The sequence below is a fragment of the Runella sp. MFBS21 genome (assembly GCF_029433105.1).
Lineage (GTDB): Bacteria > Bacteroidota > Bacteroidia > Cytophagales > Spirosomataceae > Runella.
Genome location: NZ_JARNTW010000072.1, coordinates 1 through 504 on the forward strand (window position 1 = coordinate 1; position 504 = coordinate 504).

The window sequence follows — 504 nt, forward strand, 5'->3', positions numbered from 1 at the left end:
GCTTATCGCGTCCTTCTTCGCCGCTGAGAGCCTTAGGCATCCGCCATGCGCCCTTGTCTTTCTTCTTCTTAATTACTCTATCTTTCTTCCCAATATGTCAAAAAACTCTAAGACTTATAGCCTTGTGGAGGATAACGGATTCGAACCGTTGACCCCCTGCTTGCAAAGCAGGTGCTCTAGCCAGCTGAGCTAAACCCCCAAGAATGTTGTTACTGATTAACTCTCTGTTAATCAGATGTAATATAACTTATTTTGTGGGCCTGCGAGGACTCGAACCTCGGACCTCTACATTATCAGTGTAGCGCTCTAACCACCTGAGCTACAAGCCCCAATAAAGTTATGTATATAATGAAAGTAAGTTAAGGATAGGAGTCTTTGCTCCAGAAAGGAGGTGTTCCAGCCACACCTTCCGGTACGGCTACCTTGTTACGACTTAGCCCCAGTTACCAGATTTACCCTAACGAAATCTTTTACCTTCCGCTTTAGGTCTCCCCGACTTCCATG

General features: G+C 45.8%; 2 tRNA genes and 1 rRNA gene. All 3 read right to left on the reverse strand.

From position 1 onward, the window contains the following. Positions 1-125: 125 nt before the first annotated feature. Positions 126-199: transfer RNA gene (locus P1X15_RS32510), tRNA-Ala, on the reverse strand. 56 nt (positions 200-255) lie between these two features. Beyond that, positions 256-329, reverse strand: a tRNA-Ile gene (locus tag P1X15_RS32515). Between the two features lie 55 nt (positions 330-384). Then, positions 385-504 (reverse strand): 16S ribosomal RNA (locus P1X15_RS32520); the annotation flags it as partial.